Origin of the sequence: Streptomyces sulphureus DSM 40104 (assembly GCF_000381025.1) — a bacterium.
GTDB lineage: Bacteria > Actinomycetota > Actinomycetes > Streptomycetales > Streptomycetaceae > Streptomyces > Streptomyces sulphureus.
The window spans coordinates 194,308-209,828 of the sequence record NZ_KB905815.1 but is presented as its reverse complement, the minus strand read 5'-3'; the positions used below and the strand labels follow the sequence as shown (position 1 = coordinate 209,828).

The following is a 15,521-nucleotide window of genomic DNA, read 5'->3' as shown; positions in this document are numbered from 1 at the left end:
GCGACCTGCGGTCGCGAACGAAAGCTGCTGCTACGGGAGTTGACGCCGGCTCTTCGGCGCCGGCTCTTTGCGTTCGTCAGCCCGGTGCGAGCGTCCGGCCCGTCAGCCCCGGGCGTCCGCCGGGCCGCCGTCGCGCAGCAGGCAGGTCAGGCGGGCGGTGCAGACGCGCTTGCCGTTCTCCTCGGTGAGGGCGATCTCGTAGGTCGCCGTCGAGCGCCCGCGGTGCACCGGTGTGGCGACACCGGTGACGAGCCCGGAGGAGAGCCCGCGGTGGTGCGTGCAGTTCAGGTCGACGCCGACGGCCGACTTGTGCGGGCCGCCGTGGAGCATCGCCCCGACCGAACCGAGCGTCTCGGCGAGGACGGCGGAGGCGCCGCCGTGGAGGAGACCGTACGGCTGGGTGTTGCCCTCGACGGGAAGCGTGCCGACGACCTTCTCGGCGGACGCCTCCAGCACCTCGAGTCCCATGCGCTCACCGAGATGCCCGGCGGAGAAGAGGGCGGGCAGGTCGACGCCGAGGCCGGCCCACTCGTCCAGGATCTCCTGGGGGAAGGTGGTTGCGCTCTGCTCGCCCATCGTGCTCCGCTCCCGTGTCGTCCGTCACCCCGGCTCGTGCCGGGTCCACTGCGCACACTGTCCTATCAGGCGATCGACGCGTCCCCTCGGGTAGGTACCAAGAGCGGCCCCCGCGCGGCCTGGCTTCCGTCTCCGCCCGTCGCTGCGATCGCCGCGCGGCGATCGCAGCGACGTGGCGCCGAGCGGTGCCCCGGCGGCGCCACGTTCAAGGGCGACGCAGGTTCGGCGGGAGGGGCCGCGCTCGACCCCTCCCGCCGGCCTCGAAGCAACCGCGGGTCATCTCATGCCGGATCGATCCGCACCACGACGGACTTGCTCGTCGGGGTGTTGCTCGTGTCGGCCGTGGCGTCGAGCGGGACGAGGACGTTGGTCTCCGGGTAGTACGCGGCGGCGCAGCCGCGGGCCGTCGGGTAGTGGACCACGCGGAAGCCGGGTGCCGTACGCGTACGGCCGTCCCGCCACTCGCTGGTGAGGTCGACGTAGGAGCCGTCGGCTACGCCGAGCGCCGCGGCGTCCTGCGGGTTGACGAGCACGACCCGGCGGCCCTGCTTGATGCCGCGGTAACGGTCGTCGAGGCCGTAGACCGTGGTGTTGTACTGGTCGTGCGAGCGGATCGTCTGCAACAGCAGGCGGCCTTCGGGGAGTTCGGGATACTCCAGCGATGCCGCGGTGAAGTTCGCCTTGCCCGTGGCCGTGGGGAAGCTGCGCTCGTCCCTGGGGGCGTGCGGCAGCGCGAAGCCGCCGGGGCGTGCGACCTTCTCGTTGAACCCGTCGAAGCCGGGAACGACGCGGGAGATGCGGTCGCGTACGAGGCCGTAGTCCTCCTCGAAGCTCTCCCAGGGGACCACCGAGGATTCGCCGAGCACACGCCGGGCGAGGCGGCAGACGATCGCGGGCTCCGAGAGGAGTTGCTCGCCCGCCGGCGCCAGGCGTCCCCGCGAGGCGTGGACCATCCCCATGGAGTCCTCGACGGTGACGAACTGCTCACCGCTGGACTGCACATCGCGCTCGGTCCGCCCCAGCGTGGGAAGGATCAGCGCGCGTGCGCCCGTGACGCAGTGCGAGCGGTTGAGCTTGGTGGAGACATGCACGGTGAGGCGGGCGCGGCGCATCGCGTCCTCGGTCACCTCCGTGTCGGGGGAGGCGGCCACGAAGTTGCCGCCCATCGCGAAGAAGACCTTCGCCTCGCCGTCCCGCAGGGCGCGGATCGCGCGGACGACGTCGAGCCCGTGCTCCCTGGGTGGCGCGAAGCCGAACTCCCGCTCCAGGGCGTCGAGGAAGGCCGGTTCCGGACGTTCGAAGATGCCCATGGTGCGGTCGCCCTGCACGTTGCTGTGCCCGCGCACCGGGCAGACGCCCGCCCCGGGCCGGCCGACGGCGCCGCGGAGCAGCAGCAGGTTGACGATCTCGCGGATCGTCGGGACCGAGTGTTTGTGCTGGGTGAGGCCCATCGCCCAGCAGATCACGGGCCGCTCGGCGGCGAGTACGAGTTCGGCGGCGCGTTCGATCTCCTCGCGGGCGAGACCCGTGGCGGTGAGGACCTCGTCCCAGTCGGTCTTCCGCGCGGCCTCTGCGAACTCCTCGTATCCGTGGGTGTGTTCGCGTACGAAGGCGGAGTCGACGGCGCGCTCGTCGCCGGCGTCCGCCGCCTCCAGCACGAGGCGGCAGAGCATGCGGAAGAGGGCCTGGTCGCCGCCGAGCCTGATCTGGAGGAAGTGGTCGGTGAGGGGCGTGCCGCCGCCTGCGAGGCCGCGCGCCGTCTGGGGGTTCTTGAACCGCTCCATGCCCGCCTCGGGGAGCGGGTTGACCGTCATGATCTTCGCGCCTGCGGACTTCGCCTTCTCCAGCGCCGAGAGCATCCGCGGGTGGTTGGTGCCGGGGTTCTGGCCGGCGACGATGATGAGATCGGCCTGCCAGAGGTCCTCCAGGAGCACACTGCCCTTGCCGACTCCGAGTGTCTCGGTGAGCGCCGAGCCGGAGGACTCGTGGCACATGTTGCTGCAGTCGGGGAGGTTGTTGGTGCCGAACTCGCGGGCGAAGAGCTGGTAGAGGAAGGCGGCCTCGTTGCTGGTGCGGCCCGAGGTGTAGTAGACGGCCTCGTCGGGCGAGGAGAGCGCCGTCAGCTCCTCCGCGATGATGTCGAACGCCCGCTCCCAGGAGACCGGTTCGTAGTGCTCGGCCCCTTCGGGGAGGTACATGGGCTCGGTGAGGCGGCCCTGCTGACCGAGCCAGTAACCGGAGCGCTCGGCGAGCTGGGGCACCGAGTGTTCGGCGAAGAAGGCGGGGCCGACCCGGCGGAGCGTCGCCTCCTCGGCGACTGCCTTCGCGCCGTTCTCGCAGAACTCGGCGCGGTGCCGGTGGTCGCCCTCTGGCCAGGCGCAGCCGGGGCAGTCGAAGCCGTCCTTCTGGTTGACCCGCAGGAGGGTCAACGCCGTCCGCTTCGTGCCCATTTGGCGCTGGGCGATGCGGAGGGAGTGCGCGACGGCGGTGAGCCCGGCGGCAGCATGCTCCGGCTCACGGACCTGGGGGGAGTCCTGGACGGGATCGGCTGAGGGCGGTTTCTGCGGCATGCCCCGATGTTGCCACGCAGGGTGGCCTCGACGGCAGCCCTGTGGATAACTCCGCTGGTGAGCGTCCCGCATTCTGAACGGAATACTCCACTCCGTGTCTCTGCGGCCGCGCACAGTAGCGCGGTTGGGGTGCGGCGGGCCGTCCGCGGCCGGATTGTCAGCGGCCCGTGGGAGTATCGGGCACGTGGCTACAGAGGAAGCGAAGAAGGAATCCGGAGCGCCGCAGAAGAAGGCGCCGGCACAGGCGAAGCAGGGCGGGCAGGCGCCCGGCGAGCAGGGGCGCTCGGGTGCGGAACCGCCCAGGCTGTTGCTGATGGACGGGCATTCGCTCGCGTACCGTGCCTTCTTCGCGCTGCCCGCCGAGAACTTCACCACCACCAGCGGCCAGCCCACCAACGCGATCTACGGCTTCACCTCCATGCTCGCCAACACGTTGCGTGACGAGGCCCCCACCCACTTCGCGGTCGCCTTCGACGTCTCCCGGAAGACCTGGCGCTCCGAGGAGTTCAGCGAGTACAAGGCCAACCGCTCCAAGACCCCCGACGAGTTCCGCGGACAGGTCGAGCTCATCGGCGAACTCCTCGACACCATGCAGGTCCCCCGCTTCGCCGTCGACGGCTTCGAGGCGGACGACGTCATCGCCACCCTCACGACGGAGGCCGTGGCCGAGGGGTTCAAGGTCTCCATCGTCACCGGCGACCGCGACTCCTTCCAGCTCGTCTCCGAGGACGTCACCGTCCTCTACCCGACCAAGGGCGTCTCCGAGCTCACCCGCTACACCCCCGAAAAAGTGGAGGAGCGGTACGGCCTCACCCCCCTCCAGTACCCGGACTACGCCGCCCTGCGCGGCGACCCGTCCGACAACCTCCCCGGCATCCCCGGGGTCGGCGAGAAGACCGCCGCGAAGTGGATCAAGCAGTACGGCTCCATCGCCGAACTCACCGACCACGCCGACGAGATCAAGGGCAAGGCCGGCCAGAACCTCCGCGACAGCCTCGACTCGGTCCGCCTCAACCGCCGCCTCACCGAGATGGTCAGGGACGTCCCGCTCGGCTGCCACCCCGAGGACCTCCTCCGTGCCCCCTACGACCGCACGGCGCTCGACGTCGTCCTCGACACCCTGGAGTTCCGCCACCAGAACTTCCGCGACCGCCTCTACGCCGTCGACCCCGGCGCGAGCGAGGAGGCCGAGCAGGAGGTAGCCCCCGGCGTCGAGCTGGACGGTACCGTCCTCGGCGAGGGCGAACTCACCGAGTGGCTCGCGCACCACGGCGGCCGGACGCTCGGCGTCGCCACGGTCGACACCTGGAAGCTCGGCAGCGGCGACGTCGCCGAGGTGGCCCTGGCGAGCGGCGAGGGCCCGGCGGCCTGGTTCGCCCCTCCGCAGTTGAGCGCCGAGGAGGAGAAGGCGTTCGCCGAATGGCTCGCCGATCCGCAGCGGGCCAAGGTGATGCACGACGCGAAGGCCCTGATCCGAGTCCTCGGCGAGCGCGGCCTCACCGTCGCCGGTGTGGCGATGGACACCGCCCTCGCCGCCTACCTCGACAAGCCGGGCCGCCGCTCCTTCGCTCTCGACGCCCTCGCTGTCGAGTACCTCGGCCGCGAACTCGAGCCGGCCGCCGACGCCAACGGCCAACTCGCCTTCGGCGCCGACGAACAGGCCGAGGCCGAAGCACTGATGCGCAAGGCCCGCGCCGTCCTCGACCTGGGCGAGGCGTTCGAGGCCCGGCTCGCCGACTCGGGCGCGGCCCGGATGCTGCGCGAACTGGAGCTGCCCACCTCGGCGATGCTCGCGAAGATGGAGCGCGCCGGGATCGCGGCCGACCGGGAATGGCTGAGCGGCCTGGAGCAGCAGTTCGCCGACGCGGCCCAGCAGGCCGTCTCCGAGGCGCACGCCGCCGTGGGCCACGAGTTCAACCTCGGCTCCCCGAAGCAGCTCCAGGAGGTCCTCTTCGGGGAGCTCGGCCTCCCCAAGACCAAGCGCACCAAGACGGGTTACACCACCGACGCCGACGCTCTCGCCTGGCTCGCGATGCAGACGACCCACGAACTCCCCGTGATCATGCTCAGGTACCGGGAACAGCAGAAGCTGCGCACCACGGTCGAGGGCCTGATCAAGACCATCGCACCCGACGGCCGCATCCACACCACCTTCAACCAGACCGTCGCCGCCACCGGCCGCCTCTCCTCGACCGACCCCAACCTCCAGAACATCCCCGTCCGCACCGACGAGGGCCGGGCGATCCGCCGCGGCTTCAAGGTCGGCGAGGCATACGAATCGCTCCTCACCGCGGACTACAGCCAGATCGAACTCCGCGTCATGGCCCACCTTTCCGAGGACGAGGGCCTGATCGAGGCGTTCACCACAGGCGAGGACCTGCACACCACGGTCGCCGCGCAGGTCTTCTCGGTCGCCGAGGCCCAGGTCGACGCGGAGATGCGCCGCAAGATCAAGGCGATGTCGTACGGCCTCGCCTACGGCCTCTCGGCCTTCGGCCTCTCGCAGCAGCTCGGCATCGCGCCGGACGAGGCGAAGAAGCTGATGGAGACCTACTTCGAGCGCTTCGGCGGCGTGCGGGACTACCTCCGCCACGTCGTCGACGAGGCCCGCGCCATCGGCTACACCCAGACCATCATGGGCCGCCGCCGCTATCTCCCCGACCTCACCAGCGACCACCGCCAACGCCGGGAGATGGCCGAGCGGATGGCGCTGAACGCACCGATCCAGGGCACGGCCGCCGACATCGTCAAGGTGGCGATGCTCAAGGTGGACCGGGCGCTGGAGGCCGAGCAGCTCTCCTCCCGAATGCTCCTCCAGGTACACGACGAGATCGTCCTGGAGGTCGCCCCCGGAGAGCGGGCAGCCGTGGAGGAGTTGGTCCGTCGCGAGATGTCGACGGCGGTGAGCCTCAGGGCTCCGCTCGACGTCTCGGTCGGTTCCGGCTCCGATTGGGAGTCCGCCGCGCACTGAGCCGTCAGCCGTGCATGTCGCGCCCTGCGCGTGGCGTGGCGTGCACGGCTGACGGGATGCCTCCGAACGCGTCGACGTACGCCTCGCCCGCTGACTTCAGACCCCGACTTGCCGTACAGTCACGGCAGTTGGCGTCCGACGGGGAAAGGGCCGAACGATGGCGCGGTACCGCGGAAGGCATGTGGCGGCGAAGCAGGCCGGCAGGACCGGTCGGCGTAGCTTGCGGAGCAGCCGCCTTCGCAGGGGGCTGGGCGGAACCGCCGTCGCCGCAGTGGCGATGGCTGCTCTCACCGCCTCGCAGGCCCCCGGCCTGGAGCACACCGAGCCCGACCGTTCTCAGGACCGCGCAGGCACCTCGCCCGGTGGCGACGGAGCCGGCGACGGCTCCTACCACACCGAGCTCCCTCCGCTGAAGTCCCCACATCCGCCCGGTTCTTCACCGAGCACGCCGAACCCGGCAGGAGCCGAGTCCGGCATCCCGGCGACCGTCCTCGCCGCCTACAAGAAGGCGGCCCGGGACCTCCGCACCGACGTACCCGGGTGCGGCCTGCGCTGGGAGCTCCTCGCCGCGATCGGCAAGGTGGAGTCCGGCCAGGCCCGCGGCGGCGACGTCACCGCCGACGGCACCACTCGCAAGCCCATCCTCGGACCGGTCCTCAACGGCGGCGAGTTCGCCCGCATCAGCGACACCGACGGCGGCGAGTGGGACGGCGACAGTCGCTACGACCGCGCGGTCGGACCGATGCAGTTCATCCCCTCGACGTGGGCCCGCTGGGGCGCCGACGGCAACGGCGACGGCAAGAAGGACCCCAACAACATCCACGACGCGGCCCTCGCCGCCGGCCGCTACCTCTGCGCCGACGGCCGCGCCCTCGACCGCAAGGCCGACCTCGACCGCGCCATCCTCAGCTACAACAACTCCCGCGACTACCTCCGCACCGTCCTCGCCTGGTACGAGTTCTACCGCGAGGGCACCCACAAGGTCCCCGACGGCAGCGGTGCGCTGCCCACCTCCCCCGGCTCCGGCAACTCCCAGAAGACGGACGCGGGTCCGAGCGACCGGGCGGGCAAGCCGGGCAGGGACGGCGGCAAGAGCGGCGGCAAGGACGGTGGTTCCGGAGGCAACGGCTCCACACCGGCGCCCGGCGGAGGCTCCGGCAGCCCCTCGCCGAGCCCGACGCCCACGCCGAGCCCGACGGCGCCGGCCGACCTCCAGCGCGTAGGCGCCTCCCAGTTCAGCGCACCCGTGGGCGGGAAGTTCGAGGAGCGGCCGAAGGTCCGAGTGGTGACCTCCGAGGGCAAGCCGGTCAAGGGCGTAAAGGTGGAGTTCACCCTTGCAGGGGAGACGGGCGCGCGCTTCGACAAGGACGCCACCACCGCCGAGGTCGCGACCGCCGCGGACGGCACCGCCACCGCACCGGCGATCGCCGCAGGCGAGCAGCCGGGCGCCTTCACCGTCAAGGCGAAGGCGGCGAAGCTCGCTGCGCTCTCCTTCGACGCCGAGGTCGTCGAGCCGCAGGCCGACGCGCTCGTCCGTACCGGCGACGAGGCGCTGGAGGCCGCCGCCGGAGCCGAGTTCGGCGAGCAGGTGGAGGTCAAGGCGTCGCTCGACGGCGCCGCAGCCCCGCACGCAGCCGTCCGGGCGACCATGGTCACCGAAGGCGAGAAGCCCGAGGAGAACACCGTCGGCCCCTACTTCACCGATCCCGCGGGTGAGCCCGTCCGCACCGTCACCCTGCGCGCCGACGGCGAGGGCGTTCTCGACCTCCCCAAGATCACCGCAGACGACAAGGCCGGCACCTACCTCCTCCGCCTCGACTCGGTCGCCGGCGGCGGGACGCTGACACTCGAACTGAAGGTCACCGACTGACGGCGGACGGCGCTCCGCCCCGGACCGCCGCCGGGCCGGTCGCGTGGGGGCGCGGCGCGAGATGCGCGCTGCGCCGGTGCGAGCCGCTGAGCTGCGCCACGGACGCCGCACTCCGGCAAGAGCAGGGCCGGCGGTCCGGTGAGGGCGAATCCCTCGACCGGTCAACAGGCGGGTGTATGCCCGGTGTTGTGAGCGGCGAAGCCTTCGCCGGCCCGTTGTAACCGGGGCCCACTCGCAGCGTCACGGCGGAGCCCGCGCGGCCCTCGCCAAGCCCGGTGCGAAGGGGAAGCGCCGACGTCAACTGCCCGGTCCCACTGCGTCGGGCCGCGCACAGATGGTCCTTGAAGTCTGGCACCAGATCCGTGATCCCTGCACCGGCCGTTGATCCGCCCGAACGCGCCCGTCTGCAACCGGCTCCGAACACCGCCCGACGCCACGCGCGAGTCGATCCTCCGCGTGGCCGAGTGCGGTGCCGGTTTCGTCGACCTCTGCTGCGAGTACCAGCGCCCACGCCGGGCAGAGGAACCCTCCGTCCCCGTCAGGCCGCTTGGCAGAAATATCAGGACCCCCGACTCCACCGGACTGCCTGACCGACTCGGGACCGAAGGCCGCCCCACAGTGGGGACGCCCTCGCCGAGCAGCCCGGCGAGAACCGGGGGCACGGGCATCGGCTGCCCGTGCCGGGACGGAGCGCGGTCGTGCCCCTGCCACGAGCGGGGCAGGGAGCTCGGGTGGCACGTCGCGAACGGGGAGCCTGCTGCTCCCGTACCGGAGGCGTCAGGAAACGGGCAGCTCACAGTCGAGGATCAAGGTCCCGGGCAGCACCCGCCCCCGGAGCGGCGACCAGCCTCCCCAGACCACGCGGTTCTCCTCGGGCCACTCGGGCTCGACGACGTCGACGACCCGCAGCCCCGCGGCTACGGTCTCGCGCACCCGGTCGCCGAGGGTGCGGTGGTGCTCGGCGTAGAGGGTGCGGCCCTTCGCGTCCTCTTCCACGTAGGGCGTGCGGTCGAAGTAGGAGCCGACCGCGGTGAGCCCCTCGGGGCCCGGCTCGTCAGGGAAGGCCCAGCGGATCGGGTGCGTCACGGAGAAAACCCACCTTCCGCCCGGACGCAGCACCCGCGCCACCTCGCGCATCACGCGCGCCGAGTCGGCGACGAAGGGGAGTGCGCCGTAGGCGGAGCACGCGAGGTCGAAGGAGTCGTCGGCAAACGGCAGCGCCTGCGCGTCCGCCTCGACGAGCGCCGGTCCGCGCTCCCGTGCAGCGAGAGGCGGCGGAGAGGCTTCGGAGAGCCGCAGCGCATGCTGGAGTTGGCGGTGCGAGAGGTCGAGCGCCACCGTCCTCGCGCCTTCGGAGACGAGCCAGCGCGCGCACTGCGCCGCCCCCGCGCCGACCTCCAGGACGTCGAGGTCCGCGAGCGATCCGGGCGGCCCGAGCAGCCGGGCATCGGCCTCGTCGATCCCCTCGGGGCCCCAGACGAAGCGGGCGTCGCCGAGGAACTCCCCGTGCTCGCCCTGGTATTCGTCCGCGTTCCGGTCCCACCAGTGGCGGTTGGCGCGGCTGGTCTCCCGGCCGCCGACAGGCCGCCGCACCGCGTCCGGCTCCTCCTCCGCCGGAACGGGCAGGGGACCGGCGGAGCCGGTGTCGTACGCTCGATGTTCGTGCAAGGTGCTGCCGCCTGCTGCTCGTTGGCGGGCCGCGCCCGCTGCTGCTCGTCATTGCGCCGGGGACGGGCGGAGTTCACCGCCCGCGAGAACGTGCTGCGCACGGCTCCGGACCACCGACTTCTGCCGGTTATGGGACGTTCCTTCCCAGGTGTGCTCTTTCGCGCATTGACCATGCCCAGCAGCGACCGTATGCTACAAGTTGCGCTTCGGGCCTGCGCACCTCAGACGGAGCAGGTCGCGCTCGCATCAGTTGCATGTCCCCTCGGGTCTCAAGCCCTCAAGGCTGTCCGGAAGGCTGCATCCGATGCGATCAAGGGCTCTCGGCGTAGCAGTACCTACGACTCAATGTCCGTACCGGAGACCCTTTCCCACATGACGAGCAGCACCGAGACCTCCGCCACCACTCCTCAGGTTGCGGTCAACGACATCGGTTCCGAGGAAGCCTTCCTCGCCGCGATCGACGAGACGATCAAGTACTTCAACGACGGCGACATCGTCGACGGCGTCATCGTGAAGGTCGACCGGGACGAGGTCCTGCTCGACATCGGTTACAAGACCGAAGGTGTCATCCCTTCCCGTGAGCTGTCGATCAAGCACGACGTCGACCCCAACGAGGTCGTCGCCGTCGGCGACGAGATCGAGGCCCTGGTTCTCCAGAAGGAGGACAAGGAGGGCCGCCTGATCCTCTCGAAGAAGCGTGCGCAGTACGAGCGCGCCTGGGGCACCATCGAGAAGATCAAGGAAGAGGACGGGATCGTCACCGGTACCGTCATCGAGGTCGTCAAGGGCGGTCTCATCCTCGACATCGGCCTGCGCGGCTTCCTGCCCGCCTCGCTCGTCGAGATGCGCCGCGTCCGCGACCTGCAGCCGTACGTCGGCCGCGAGCTCGAGGCGAAGATCATCGAGCTTGACAAGAACCGCAACAACGTCGTGCTCTCGCGCCGCGCCTGGCTGGAGCAGACCCAGAGCGAGGTCCGCCAGACCTTCCTCACCACCCTCCAGAAGGGCCAGGTGCGCTCCGGCGTCGTCTCCTCCATCGTCAACTTCGGTGCGTTCGTGGACCTCGGCGGCGTCGACGGACTCGTCCACGTCTCCGAGCTCTCCTGGAAGCACATCGACCACCCCTCCGAGGTCGTCGAGGTCGGCCAGGAGGTCACTGTCGAGGTCCTCGACGTCGACATGGACCGCGAGCGTGTCTCCCTGTCGCTCAAGGCGACCCAGGAAGACCCGTGGCAGCAGTTCGCGCGGACCCACCAGATCGGCCAGGTCGTGCCCGGCAAGGTCACGAAGCTGGTGCCGTTCGGTGCGTTCGTCCGGGTCGACGAGGGCATCGAGGGCCTGGTCCACATCTCCGAGCTCGCCGAGCGTCACGTGGAGATCCCGGAGCAGGTCGTCCAGGTCAACGACGAGATCTTCGTCAAGGTCATCGACATCGACCTGGAGCGCCGCCGCATCAGCCTCTCGCTGAAGCAGGCCAACGAGTCCTTCGGCGGCGACCCGACCGCGGTCGAGTTCGACCCGACCCTCTACGGCATGGCCGCCTCCTACGACGACCAGGGCAACTACATCTACCCCGAGGGCTTCGACCCGGAGGCCAACGACTGGCTCCCCGGTTACGAGAAGCAGCGCGAGGAGTGGGAGCGCCAGTACGCCGAGGCCCAGTCGCGGTTCGAGGCGCACCAGGCGCAGGTCATCAAGTCCCGCGAGGCCGACGAGCAGGCCGCGGCCGAGGGTGCCGCCGGTGGCGGCGCCGCCGCCCCGCAGACCGGCGGTCAGCCCAGCGGCGGCTCGTACTCCTCGGAGTCGGAGGAGGACAGCGGCGCCCTCGCTTCGGACGAAGCCCTGGCGGCGCTCCGCGAGAAGCTCGCGGGTGGCCAGAGCTGAGCCCAGCGGAGTCCGGGCCGTCGATGGCCTGAACCGAGCGACCCGAGAGGCCCGCTCCCCGAAAGGGGGGCGGGCCTCTCGGCGTCTCCGCGGGGAGCGAACTCCCGTACGGCGACAGGGCGTTCAGCCCACGGGGACACCCGGGTCGGTGAGCCCCTTGCCGCCCACGACGGTGTTGGAGTCGGCGACGGTCGCCGGGCAGCTCTGCGCGTCGTAGTCGGTCACGTTGATCGCGTACCGGTCGGGACCGACCGCTCCGGTGAGGTCGGAGTGGTTGTCGCGGAAGACGGTGCCGCAACCCCAACCCGGCTCCTGCTGGTGCACCTGGTAGCCGTCGTTGGTGGTGCGGGTTCCCGTGTTCCCCTCCACGAGGACGTCGTTGCCCTTGATGTCGACCCACGAGTCGTCGTAGTTGGCACCGGTGAGCCCGTCGCCGTCGAGGGTGTTGCCGAGGATGCGCGTCCCGGTCGTCCCCTCCTTGACGTCGATGTTCTCGCCGCCGATGCCGGGCCCGAGGGTGTTGCCCTCGATGACGACGTTGTCGCTCCGGTCGTCGGTGCCTCCGGCGCTGCCGACGTAGACGCCCTCGCCCATGCCGCGACCGTCGTGCCCGGTGTTCCGGACGGTGGAGTTCCGGATCGAGCCGTCGGAGCTGGAGTTGCGCCAGTGGACGCCCTCCATGTCGAGGTCCTCCACGGTGACGCCGTCGAGGTGCACGTCGTCGGACCGGTCGAGGACGATGCCCTTTTGGCCGCCGGAGACGGTGAAGCCCGTGAGTCGCCAGTGCGGGGCGCCGTCGAGCTGGAGACCGTAGCCGCCGCCGCTGGTGGTGAGGCGCGCATCGGTGGAGCCGGTGAGTGTGACGGGCGCGTCCGCCTCGCCCGGCGATGTCGTGGAGAAGGTGCCCCGGTAGGTGCCGTCGGCGAGGTCGAAGGTGTCGCCAGGCTGTGCCGAGGCGAGCGCGTCCCGCAACTCGCCCGCGTCCGTGACCGGGATGACGGACGCGGGCGCGGATGCCTCCGCCGGTGCGGCGAGGAGGAAGGCGCAGAGGAGGGCGGCCGCCGGGGTTGCGGCTGCGGTGGTACGGCTTGGCACTGCGGACCTCCGGGCGGTGGGGAGCCTGCGGGCGGTCGTGCGCGTGCGAGGCGCCGGATGTGACGGGTGCCACACGGCGGCGGTCGGGGAGACGGTACGTGCCCGTCCCAACACCGCGAAGGGAACCTAGAGTTGCGCCCGGGACGCGTCAAGAGCACGGCCAGCCGGCGGCGCGTGTCGGCGTGCCGGACGCCCCCCGCGGGAATGCCGCAGACGACCGACGTGTTGACTCTGTGTATGCCTAAGGAGCGTGAGCCAGTGGATGATCCGCAGCGTATGTACGCATGGGAGCAGAGCGGTCTGCGCGCGGTCGACGAGATCATCGACGAGCCGGAGAACGCCGGACTCGTGATGCTCTATCACTTCGAAGGGTTCATGGACGCGGGGGACACCGGTGAGCAGTTGGTGGAGAGCGTTCTGGAGAGCCAGCCGCACACCACCGTCGCACGGTTCGACGTCGACCGGCTGATCGACTACCGCGCCCGCCGCCCGGCGATGACCTTCCGCCGGGACGAGTGGGTCTCCTACGACACCCCCAGCCTCGAACTCCGCCTCGTGCGCGACGCCACCGACACCCCCTTCCTGCTCCTCTCGGGCCCCGAGCCGGACACCGAGTGGGAACGGTTCACGGCAGCCGTCCGCGAGATCGTCGACCGGGTGCACGCACGCCTGGCGGTGAGCTTCCAAGGCATCCCGATGGGCGTCCCGCACACCCGCCCCGTGGGCCTCACCCCGCACGGGAACCGCTCGGAGCTCGTGCCGGGGCAGGGCTCCTTCTTCAACGAGGCGGAGGTCCCCGGCAGCGCGGCGGCCCTGACGGAACTGCGCCTCGCGGAATCGGGCCACGACGTCCTCGGCGTCGTAGCGCACGTCCCGCACTACATCGCCCGGTCGACCTACCCGGACGCGGCGCTCGTCGTCCTGGAGGCGATCACCTCGGCGACGGGGCTCGTCCTGCCCGAGGTCGCGCACAACCTGCGCACCGAGGCGCTGCGGACGCAGAACGAGATCGAGCGCCAACTCGCCGAAGGCGACGAGGAGCTCACCTCGGTCGTCCGCGGCCTGGAGCAGCAGTACGACGCACTCGCGGGCGCCGAGAGCCGCGGCAGCCTCGTCGCCGAGCCGACGGAGCTCCCCTCCGCCGACGAGCTCGGGGAGGAGTTCGAGCGGTTCCTCGCCGAGCGCGAGGGAGGCTCAGGGCCGGGGGAGCCGGGCCGCTCCTGAACCGACGTCGCGGGGGCCGCTCCCGGTACGGGGAGCGGGGCCGCGACGGCTCTTCGGCCACCGATACCGTGTGCGCATGGTGAAGGTGGGACTGACAGGCGGCATCGGCGCGGGCAAGAGCGAGGTCTCCCGGCTGCTCGCCGACCTGGGGGCCGTGGTGATCGACGCGGACCGGATAGCGCGGGAGGTCGTCGAGCCGGGGACGCCCGGGCTCGCCGCCGTCGTCGCGGAGTTCGGCGAGGAGATGCTGACGCCGCAGGGGCAGCTCGACCGGCCGAAGCTCGGGGCGCTCGTCTTCTCGGACCCCGAGCGCCTCGCCGCGCTCAACGCGATCGTCCACCCGCTCGTCGCGGCCCGCTCCGCCGAGCTGGAGGAGGCGGCGGGCTCGTACGACGTCGTCGTCCACGACGTACCGCTGCTCGTGGAGAACGGTCTGGCGCCCCGCTACGACTCCGTGATCGTCGTCGACGCCCCCGAGGAGACGAGGATGGACCGCCTGGTGCGGCTGCGGGGCATGGCGCCGGAGGAGGCACGGGCGCGTGTCGCGGCGCAGGCCACGCGCGAGGAGCGGCTGGCTGCCGCGCATTTCGTGGTGGAGAACGACGGCGCGCTCGCCGATCTGGAACCCCGTGTACGTGCTGTCTGGGACCGGCTGCGCACCGTGTGACGTCGGCCGTCCACCGAAGGGTGGGGAGGTAGCCGTCGTGCACTGCGGGGAAGGATCGACCGGTACGGGAATGGCGCGGCGGCCGGTGTTGTTGAGTCGTACGCCGCAGTAGGGAAGGAGGCGGCCGTGCCGGGATCATCGAGCCCCGAGACCTACGTCATCCAGTTCCGGGCCGCTGAGCAGCTCGTCGAGGCGCACGACCCGCGGGGCGCCATCACCCTCCTCGACTCCGTTCTGGAGGAGCATCCGGACCACGCGGGGGCGCGGCTGCTCCGTGCCCGCGCCTACTTCCTCCAGGCGCGTCTGACCTCGGCGGAGGCCGAATTCGGGTGGGTGCTGGAGCGGGAGCCGGACAACGCCTTTGCGCACTTCGCCATGGGGCGCACGCTGAAGCGTGCCGACCGGTCGCAGGAGGCGAAGAAGCACTTCAAGATCGCGGCGGCGCTCAACCCGAGACCGGACTTCGTCGAGGCCGCCGGCTTCGACACCTTCGAGCCACCGCCGCCCGGCACCCCGCTGGGGAACTGAGACAACTCCTCTCCGCCGGAGGGGAGTTCGCATGTGTGTGCCGTGGCGCCGCCGCCCGGCCGCCGCTACCGTTGCCCCATGGACGTCTCCACCGCCCTCACCCTCGTCTCCGCCGCCGCCGGCGGCGCCGCGACGGCCGCGGGCCAGAGCGCCTGGTCCGCGCTGACGAGCCTCACCCGCCGCTTCACCGGCCGCAGCGAGGAGGAGTTCCCCGCCCCTTCGGACGGCGGCGAGGTGCGTGACTTCGAGGCACGCCTCTCCCAACTCGCCGAGGAGAACGCCGAGTTCCGCAGCGCGCTGCTGGGCTGGGCGGAGGAGCACGGGCCGCGGCTGGAGGCGGATGCGGGAGCGGTCCACAACTCCGTCGGCGAGGGCGCGACCGTCAATGGTCCCGTCGTGCAGGCGCGGGACATCAGTGGCGGCCTCCACTTCGGCTGAGAAGTCGAACTCCCTTGCGCCGCATGTGAG

At 71.2% G+C, this 15,521-nt stretch carries 11 protein-coding genes; 7 read left to right on the top strand and 4 right to left on the bottom strand.

The window, feature by feature from the left end:
* Positions 1-102: 102 nt before the first annotated feature.
* Together F603_RS0109000 and F603_RS0108995 are read right to left on the bottom strand one after the other, a co-directional pair.
* The gene (locus tag F603_RS0109000) at positions 103-576 is read right to left on the bottom strand and encodes a PaaI family thioesterase (RefSeq protein WP_019545679.1); all 474 of its coding nucleotides are present in this window, start codon (positions 574-576) and stop codon (positions 103-105) included.
* A gap of 281 nt (positions 577-857) precedes the next feature.
* Complete coding sequence (locus F603_RS0108995; RefSeq protein ID WP_019545678.1) at positions 858-3,146, bottom strand: FdhF/YdeP family oxidoreductase; 2,289 nt, start codon at positions 3,144-3,146, stop codon at positions 858-860.
* A gap of 313 nt (positions 3,147-3,459) precedes the next feature.
* Here F603_RS0108995 and polA point away from each other — a divergent pair, with 313 nt between their 5' ends.
* Together polA and F603_RS0108985 are read left to right on the top strand one after the other, a co-directional pair.
* Positions 3,460-6,117, top strand: a complete 2,658-nt coding sequence (gene polA / locus F603_RS0108990) for a DNA polymerase I (RefSeq protein ID WP_106431287.1) — start codon at positions 3,460-3,462, stop codon at positions 6,115-6,117.
* A gap of 277 nt (positions 6,118-6,394) precedes the next feature.
* On the top strand, positions 6,395-7,987 hold the full coding sequence (locus tag F603_RS0108985; protein WP_019545676.1) for a lytic transglycosylase domain-containing protein: 1,593 nt from the start codon (positions 6,395-6,397) through the stop codon (positions 7,985-7,987).
* A 777-nt stretch (positions 7,988-8,764) separates the two neighbouring features.
* Here the strand turns inward: F603_RS0108985 and F603_RS0108980 are convergent.
* On the bottom strand, positions 8,765-9,655 hold the full coding sequence (locus F603_RS0108980) for a class I SAM-dependent methyltransferase (RefSeq protein WP_019545675.1): 891 nt from the start codon (positions 9,653-9,655) through the stop codon (positions 8,765-8,767).
* Positions 9,656-10,027: 372 nt separating this feature from the next.
* On the opposite strand from F603_RS0108980, the gene rpsA reads away from it, so the two are divergent.
* Complete coding sequence (gene rpsA, locus F603_RS0108975) at positions 10,028-11,539, top strand: 30S ribosomal protein S1 (protein WP_019545674.1); 1,512 nt, start codon at positions 10,028-10,030, stop codon at positions 11,537-11,539.
* Positions 11,540-11,662: 123 nt separating this feature from the next.
* Here the strand turns inward: rpsA and F603_RS0108970 are convergent, their stop codons facing one another.
* Positions 11,663-12,634 (bottom strand): right-handed parallel beta-helix repeat-containing protein, encoded by a 972-nt coding sequence (locus F603_RS0108970; protein WP_019545673.1) that lies wholly within the window; start codon positions 12,632-12,634, stop codon positions 11,663-11,665.
* Between the two features lie 276 nt (positions 12,635-12,910).
* On the opposite strand from F603_RS0108970, the gene F603_RS0108965 reads away from it, so the two are divergent.
* From F603_RS0108965 to F603_RS0108950, 4 genes are all read left to right on the top strand, one after another.
* On the top strand, positions 12,911-13,858 hold the full coding sequence (locus F603_RS0108965; RefSeq protein WP_019545672.1) for a PAC2 family protein: 948 nt from the start codon (positions 12,911-12,913) through the stop codon (positions 13,856-13,858).
* A 76-nt stretch (positions 13,859-13,934) separates the two neighbouring features.
* Complete coding sequence (gene coaE, locus F603_RS0108960) at positions 13,935-14,525, top strand: dephospho-CoA kinase (RefSeq protein ID WP_019545671.1); 591 nt, start codon at positions 13,935-13,937, stop codon at positions 14,523-14,525.
* A 126-nt stretch (positions 14,526-14,651) separates the two neighbouring features.
* Positions 14,652-15,053, top strand: a complete 402-nt coding sequence (locus F603_RS0108955; protein WP_019545670.1) for a tetratricopeptide repeat protein — start codon at positions 14,652-14,654, stop codon at positions 15,051-15,053.
* A gap of 78 nt (positions 15,054-15,131) precedes the next feature.
* On the top strand, positions 15,132-15,491 hold the full coding sequence (locus F603_RS0108950) for a hypothetical protein (RefSeq protein WP_019545669.1): 360 nt from the start codon (positions 15,132-15,134) through the stop codon (positions 15,489-15,491).
* Positions 15,492-15,521 lie beyond the last annotated feature (30 nt).

What these genes read in the sequence shown, in the direction of transcription:
- F603_RS0108985 (WP_019545676.1), top strand. Translation starts at nt 6,395, where the DNA reads ATGGCTGCTCTCACCGCCTCGCAGGCCCCCGGCCTGGAGCACACCGAG.
- polA (WP_106431287.1), top strand. Translation starts at nt 3,460, where the DNA reads ATGGACGGGCATTCGCTCGCGTACCGTGCCTTCTTCGCGCTGCCCGCC.
- F603_RS0108965 (WP_019545672.1), top strand. Translation starts at nt 12,911, where the DNA reads ATGTACGCATGGGAGCAGAGCGGTCTGCGCGCGGTCGACGAGATCATC.
- rpsA (WP_019545674.1), top strand. Translation starts at nt 10,028, where the DNA reads ATGACGAGCAGCACCGAGACCTCCGCCACCACTCCTCAGGTTGCGGTC.
- F603_RS0108995 (WP_019545678.1), bottom strand. Translation starts at nt 3,146, where the DNA reads ATGCCGCAGAAACCGCCCTCAGCCGATCCCGTCCAGGACTCCCCCCAG.
- coaE (WP_019545671.1), top strand. Translation starts at nt 13,935, where the DNA reads ATGGTGAAGGTGGGACTGACAGGCGGCATCGGCGCGGGCAAGAGCGAG.
- F603_RS0108950 (WP_019545669.1), top strand. Translation starts at nt 15,132, where the DNA reads ATGGACGTCTCCACCGCCCTCACCCTCGTCTCCGCCGCCGCCGGCGGC.
- F603_RS0109000 (WP_019545679.1), bottom strand. Translation starts at nt 576, where the DNA reads ATGGGCGAGCAGAGCGCAACCACCTTCCCCCAGGAGATCCTGGACGAG.